Source organism: Paenibacillus solani (genome assembly GCF_050475945.1).
In the GTDB taxonomy this organism is placed as follows: domain Bacteria; phylum Bacillota; class Bacilli; order Paenibacillales; family Paenibacillaceae; genus Paenibacillus_AQ; species Paenibacillus_AQ solani_A.
Genome location: NZ_JBCMXJ010000007.1, coordinates 534,574 through 541,480, shown reverse-complemented (window position 1 = coordinate 541,480; position 6,907 = coordinate 534,574). Strand labels below are relative to the sequence as shown.

The 6,907-nt window shown below is 47.4% G+C and carries 5 protein-coding genes and 1 pseudogene; all 6 read right to left on the bottom strand.

The window, feature by feature from the left end; all coding sequences use genetic code 11:
• Window positions 1–431: pseudogene (locus ABEQ74_RS10590) on the bottom strand (hypothetical protein); the annotation flags it as partial.
• Between the two features lie 356 nt (window positions 432–787).
• Window positions 788–2,134 carry a UDP-N-acetylglucosamine 1-carboxyvinyltransferase gene (murA, locus tag ABEQ74_RS10585; protein ID WP_430122156.1) on the bottom strand — a complete coding sequence of 449 codons (1,347 nt, stop codon included), beginning with the start codon at window positions 2,132–2,134 and terminating at the stop codon, window positions 788–790.
• Between the two features lie 504 nt (window positions 2,135–2,638).
• The gene (locus tag ABEQ74_RS10580; RefSeq protein WP_430122138.1) at window positions 2,639–2,893 is read right to left on the bottom strand and encodes a DUF1146 family protein; all 255 of its coding nucleotides are present in this window, start codon (window positions 2,891–2,893) and stop codon (window positions 2,639–2,641) included.
• Window positions 2,894–3,824: 931 nt separating this feature from the next.
• On the bottom strand, window positions 3,825–4,229 hold the full coding sequence (locus ABEQ74_RS10575; protein WP_053491152.1) for a F0F1 ATP synthase subunit epsilon: 405 nt from the start codon (window positions 4,227–4,229) through the stop codon (window positions 3,825–3,827).
• A 99-nt stretch (window positions 4,230–4,328) separates the two neighbouring features.
• A complete protein-coding gene (gene atpD, locus ABEQ74_RS10570) occupies window positions 4,329–5,729 on the bottom strand; it encodes a F0F1 ATP synthase subunit beta (RefSeq protein ID WP_430122137.1) in 1,401 nt (466 codons plus the stop codon).
• A 115-nt stretch (window positions 5,730–5,844) separates the two neighbouring features.
• Window positions 5,845–6,705, bottom strand: a complete 861-nt coding sequence (atpG, locus tag ABEQ74_RS10565) for an ATP synthase F1 subunit gamma (protein ID WP_430122136.1) — start codon at window positions 6,703–6,705, stop codon at window positions 5,845–5,847.
• Window positions 6,706–6,907: the final 202 nt, after the last annotated feature.

Below are 6,907 nucleotides of genomic sequence, written 5' to 3'. Positions count from 1 at the left end.
GGCGTGTAGCGCTGCGGCTCGGGCGCGGGCTGCGGGCCCTGCGGCATAGCCGCTGGCCCGCTGGGGCCTGGCGCGGCGCTGTGCGCACGCGCGCCAGCCGGTCGTTCGGGCGGCGGCGCAGATGCCGCCCGCGTGCCGTGGCCGGACTCGCCATAGGCGTCCGGCCCTTCCCCCGCGCCGCGGTGCCCACGCGGCCCGTCCTCCATGCTGTATCGATTTCTATCCGACATCGATAGCTGTCTATGTTTTTCCGCCGATTCAGCTTTCTGCTGGGGCGCTCCAGGAAATTCCCACTTTAGTATGGGAGCAGCATCGTCTTTGGATGGCTTCTGATACGGCTCTACCTTTTCTGTTTTTGGCGTTTGGTCTGGATTTCTCGTTCGCGTATTGCCTACGCTGCCCATATTCACCCGAACCTTCGAATCTTTCATTTACATTTCCCTCCTGTGCCTGTTCCCCTGGTATATGCCTCTTCTGTTTCTCTCCTTCTCCTCGCATCTTTCTTAAGCCTCTACTGATACTTATGAGATACGAACAATTGATAGAACTGTTCTAAGAGAAAGATTGGAAATGGAATCCAAGCAAAACTTGTACAACCTAAGAGATAATCCATCGGGTACTGTCCTGACTTACCATCGGTCTTAGATAAAAGGTTAGGATGAGAAATAATAAGAAACCCAGCACTTAAGAAGAATCAGAAAAAAGAAGAAGAGGCTCGCCCTCACGGGCCAAGCCTCTTCTTCTTCACTCTATTACACTCGGATGAGCTCATCATCCAAGATGGTTATTACGCCCAAGTTGGTTGGACTTTGAAAAGTTTGGTCTCTTCCAATTCGTTTGCCACTTTCTTCGGAGCCTTCTCCGTGCTTGGTTCCTCCGTCGAGATGCGCCAGATGTCCGCGCCAAGTCCAGACAGCTTCTCAGCCAAATGAACATATCCGCGATCGATATGCTGAACGCCTCCCACTTCCGTTGTCCCCTCTGATACGAGTCCAGCCAGTATCAAAGCAGCTCCGGCTCGAAGATCGGTTGCCGTAACTTTGGCGCCCTTAAGCTTAGCACCACCTGTAACGATGGCTGAGCGCCCTTCAACCTTAATTTCGGCATTCATCAACTGGAACTCATCCACATGCATGAAGCGGTTCTCGAATACGGTTTCCGTAACTACACTTGTACCTTCGGAGACCAGCAGCAGCGCCATCATCTGGGACTGCATGTCAGTCGGGAAGCCAGGGTAAGGCAGGGTTTTCACATCAACCGACTTTAATGGTCTATCAGCGATGACGCGGATTCCATTCTCGTCCGGTTCAATCGTGATCCCCATCTCCTCCATTTTGGAAATGACAGGTCCAAGATGATCGGCAATGGCTCCTTCCACATAAACATCCCCGCCAGTGATAGCAGCAGCTGCCATGAAGGTACCTGCTTCGATCCGGTCTGGAATGACATTATGCTGGACACCATGCATTTTCTCAACGCCTTCAATACGAATAACACCCGTACCCGCACCGCGAACTTTGGCGCCCATCGCATTCAGGTAATTCGCTAAATCGACAATTTCCGGCTCCTTCGCCGCATTTTCGATAACGGTAACTCCCTCTGCCAATGTAGCAGCCATCATAATATTTTCAGTAGCACCTACGCTGGCTACGTCCAAGTAGACCTTCGCTCCGCGTAATCTGCCATTACTCTTTGCTTCAATATATCCTTGTCCGAGACTAATCTCAGCCCCGAGCGCTTCAAATCCTTTAAGGTGTTGATCAATCGGTCTTGTGCCGATCGCGCATCCCCCGGGCAGCGATATCCGGGTACGTCCACAGCGTGCCAATAAAGGGCCCATGACCAAAAAAGACGCTCGCATCTTCCGCACCCATTCATAAGGCGCTTCACATGTCGTTATGTGCTCTGCATTTACACGTATCACTTCATCTTGATATGTAATGCCTGCACCAAGCGATTCCAATACTTTACTAATTGTAATTACATCGTCAAGAGGAGGCGCGTCAATAATAACACTTTCCCCAACTTCCCCTAAGAGAGAGGCAGCGATGATCGGAAGAACTGAATTTTTTGCTCCGCTGACTTTGACGCTTCCGGTCAGTCTTTTGCCACCGCGGACGATAAATTTGCTCATCATGGTTTCCCTCCGCGTCCATAATTTTCCTAATTTCATGTTTAGTAATAGATTGTTGCTAATTCCCTAACTTTCATCTTACCATTAGGGTTTTCAGCTAAACAAGCGATTTTCGAACTATTTATGACACCTGATTCGATGAAACAGCATCTGTAATCAGATACTCATCATACTGCTTTACGAAGCATCTGTTATCCGCAGTATGGACCTACGAAAGTTACCATGACCGATCAACACTTGTCAATGCATAACAATTACCGGGTGAACTTTATAGTCCGGAAGTCATACGGTCCGACCGATCAAATTCTTATTAAGTTAAGTGTTAACATAATAAAATGTGTTTATTCGACATGTTCTCTTCAAGCAATCTAACAGAGATATAACCATTCAAAACGCACTTAAAACAGACGAGTTTAAAATCAGTAAACGCAACATCATCATACAATCAAATTCGAAAAGAACCTTTGAAAACATTCTAATGTTATGTATGACGCTCTTCCCGCCCTAAAACATATATCGGATCATTTGACTCCATGTAATATAGTCAATTAGGAATTCAGCCACGAATCGCCCGAGCACTACAGCTAGCAGCAGGTGTAACAACTTTCCCTGCGGCCCCTTCGGGTGACGGACAATCAAATCCAGCTTCACTTGTTGTAATGCCCACCAAGCCAGTGCAATACAAAACAACGAAACGACAATCGATAACAATCCATTCACACCGACCGCACCGAATGAATTAGATAGATCCTGATTCATGCTCCCTCCTCCTTCGTGAATTCGCCCGTCCTACTTTAGGACCGACTCTTCTATAATACTTGGCTGGACGCTAAGAATCCAGCACTTTCTATCCGACATTTCCTCGGAAATAATAAAATTTATCGACATTGCCCAAAAACGATCAGGAACACGCCATTAGCAGAAGCTAAAAATACGGTTTTTAGCACATCCATAATCCAATGAAACACAAGACTGGTAATAGTTTCATTCCCAAAGCTCTGAATTATACTTATTATATTGCAAAAAATACCGGACCGGAAGCTAGGGTCTGGTAAAGCTTTTAGCATATTAAGGTCACATTTAAACCCCACTTTTTAGAAATCCGAGGTCGTCTATATGAATTATTCCACAAAAACAGGCAGTGCGCCTGATAGGAGAGCAGCAACCAACAAGCGCTCTACAGACAGTTAAGGACTGTTTTCCGCTGGAATGATATAAGATTACGACAGGAGCATTCATGCGCGTAATGACAAGCGATACCAGCGCACCTGAGAAGTTATTGATGGTTACGGATGCATTCACGCCGCCAGCCAGATCCTCATAATACGATTACCGACATTTGGTGCCAGTGAAAAGATTTATTCCGGTAGTAGAATAGCCATAAGGATGACATCCCTACTCTCTTAGATGCTATATGTTAAACATCAACTTTATTATAATAACCAATAGATGTAATGGGAAGTTCGCACATTTAAGAGAATCGCAATCGGCTTATAAGCATTATATTTCTCTGAGATATCGCAGTCATAATACAAGGTCCTCTCTCAAATTTTCGAACCATTTATGTATTAAATTGGAGACGCTTCTTGTTCTTTGTTGTTGAAACAGCATCACTGAAACCCTATGTATACCAGTAAATGAAAAAAGACAATTTGCTGCATGAATACAGCAAACTGTCTATGTCCATTCATTAATTATGTCTCACTTTGATCCGGTTCATCGCTCTTTGCAGAGCCAACTCCGCGCGACGATGGTCAACTTCGTCCTGTCTTCCCTTTGCATGCAGGCGAGTTTCAGCTCTTTCCTTCGCGGCTTCCGCACGCTCCAAATCGATCTCAGTCGCTCTCTCTGCACTTTCCGCCAGGATGACAATCTTATCTTTACGTACTTCGACAAAACCGCCTTGTACCGCGAACGGAGTTTTCTCGTTGCCGACTTTCACATAAACTGGCGCTATCTGAAGCGGCGTAACGAAGGAAATATGACCAGGCAAAATACCCAGCTCTCCCTCAACTCCACGCACCGTAACACTGTTCACCTGTTCGGAATAGACCAGGCGGTCCGGGGTTACGATTTCCAACAAAATGGTGCTCACTTCCATCCCTCCTCACCGTTTTCCGCAGAAAACTCGCGCAGCAGACCTTACCGTCCCGGTACGGGCTCGGATTCGGTCTGCTGATCACGGAGCGTCAGCTTACAATGTTTTTGCTTTTTCAACTGCCTCTTCAATTGTACCTACGAACAAGAAAGCCGCTTCTGGAAGGTGATCGTACTTGCCTTCCAAGATTTCTTTGAAGCTGCGCACGGTTTCTTTAACCGGTACATACTTACCCGGAATGCCGTTGAACTGCTCGGCAACGTGGAAAGCTTGGGAAAGGAAACGCTGAATACGACGAGCACGTCCAACGATCGCTTTATCTTCCTCACTCAGCTCATCCATACCGAGGATGGCAATGATATCTTGAAGCTCGTTGTAGCGTGCAAGAATTTGCTTCACGCCCTGAGCTACATTATAGTGCTCTTCACCCACAATTTCCGGAGCCAAAATACGGGAACTGGATGCAAGCGGATCTACCGCTGGGTAGATACCCATCTCGGAAATTTTACGTTCCAGGTTCGTCGTTGCATCCAAGTGAGCAAACGTCGTTGCCGGAGCCGGGTCTGTATAGTCATCCGCAGGTACATAGATAGCCTGAATGGAAGTTACAGAACCTTTTTTGGTAGAAGTGATCCGTTCCTGCAAACGTCCCATTTCAGTTGCCAGCGTTGGCTGATAACCTACCGCGGAAGGCATACGGCCCAGGAGGGCGGATACTTCGGAACCCGCTTGGGTAAAGCGGAAAATGTTATCGATAAAGAGCAATACGTCTTTACCTTCTTGATCACGGAAATATTCCGCCATCGTCAAACCGGTCAACGCTACGCGAAGACGGGCACCTGGAGGTTCGTTCATCTGACCGAACACCATCGCCGTTTTGCTGATAACGCCAGAGTCACTCATCTCGTGGTACAGGTCATTACCTTCACGAGTACGCTCGCCAACGCCGGCGAATACGGAAATACCGCCGTGCTCTTGAGCGATATTGTTGATCAATTCCTGGATTGCAACGGTTTTACCTACACCGGCACCACCAAATAGTCCGATTTTACCACCTTTTTGGTAAGGCGCCAGCAAGTCGATAACTTTAATACCCGTTTCCAGCATTTCTGCTTGGGTAGAAAGCTCGTCATAAGCAGGAGCTTCACGGTGAATTGGGTTATTTACCTCGGATACTACAGCACCCGCATTATCGATCGGCTCACCCAACACGTTAAATACGCGACCGAGTGTAGCGTTACCTACAGGTACCGTGATCGGTCTGCCCAAATCCACGGCTTCGATACCGCGAACAAGGCCATCCGTGGATGACATCGCGATACAACGAACCAAATTATCTCCCAAATGATTGGATACTTCCAAAGTCAAATCAACCGAGCGGCCGCCTTCCAACGTTGCTTCAATCTTGACAGCATTAAAAATCTCAGGAAGATGACCGCGCTCAAATTCAATGTCAACTACAGCACCTGTAATGCTGACAACGCGTCCTTTATTCATTGATTCGTTTTCCCTCCTACCCGCTCATCTCTAAGGATGAACGATGATCGTAAAGCGGCTGTCCATATGATGGCCGCATATCCGTTAAATACTAAATTTAAAATTTCAACGTGCATTATTGCTGAGCGTTCGCTCCGCCCACAATCTCGGAAATTTCCTGCGTAATAGCAGCCTGACGAGCACGGTTATAGGTGAGGTTCAACTCGTTGATCATCTTGCTCGCATTCTTCGTTGCTGCTCCCATAGCGGTCATCTTCGCACCGAGCTCACTTGCTTTCGCATTCAGCATCGCACTGAAAATCAATGTTTCCGCATATTTTGGAAGCAGTACCTCAAGTACGCCTTCAGGAGACGGTTCATATTCATAACCCGTCAAGTTCCCGCCGCTCCCAATGTTCTCCATTGGGAGAAGCTTGGAGATCTCCTGCTGCTGAGTCAAGGCGTTAACGAATTGGTTATAGCACACGTATAACTCATCAATCTGACCCAGCTCATATTGATGAACCGCCGCGTTAGCGATGGTCTTAATATCCGCATAAGTCGGGCTATCGGATAGATCCGTGAGCTCCTCAACAACTGGAAGTCCACGTCGACGGAAGTAATCCCTTCCTTTACGTCCGATCACAAACAGGCAATACTCGTCCTTGGATTGATGGCGTTCTGCGATAAAATTCGAAACTTTACGCAAAATATTGGAGTTCGATGCACCAGCAAGACCGCGGTCTGAAGTGATTACCAGATAACCGGTTTTCTTCACTTCACGTTTTTCCAGCATTGGATGGCTGATCCCCTTGGTTCCAGCAGCGATACTGCCGACGACCTCTTTCAACTTCTCGGAATAGGGAAGTGCAGAGGTAGCCTTCTCTTGAGCTCTTCTCAGCTTAGCAGCCGCAACCATTTCCATCGCCTTGGTGATCTGCCTTGTGTTCTGAACACTCTTGATCTGCCGCTTAATATCACGTAATCCTCTTGCCATGTTTTCACCACCTTAAAACTTTGGCGGAGCCAAAGTTACTTCGTAAGCATAAACCTAGCTTTTGGCGAAGCCAAAGCTAACTTCGTAAGCAAACACCTAGCCTTGGCCGAGCCAAAGCTAACTTCATACACGTAGACCAAGCTTTGGCTAGGACCAAAGCCAAACCTGTTAGTTAACATCACTTTGGTCACAGCCAAAGCTA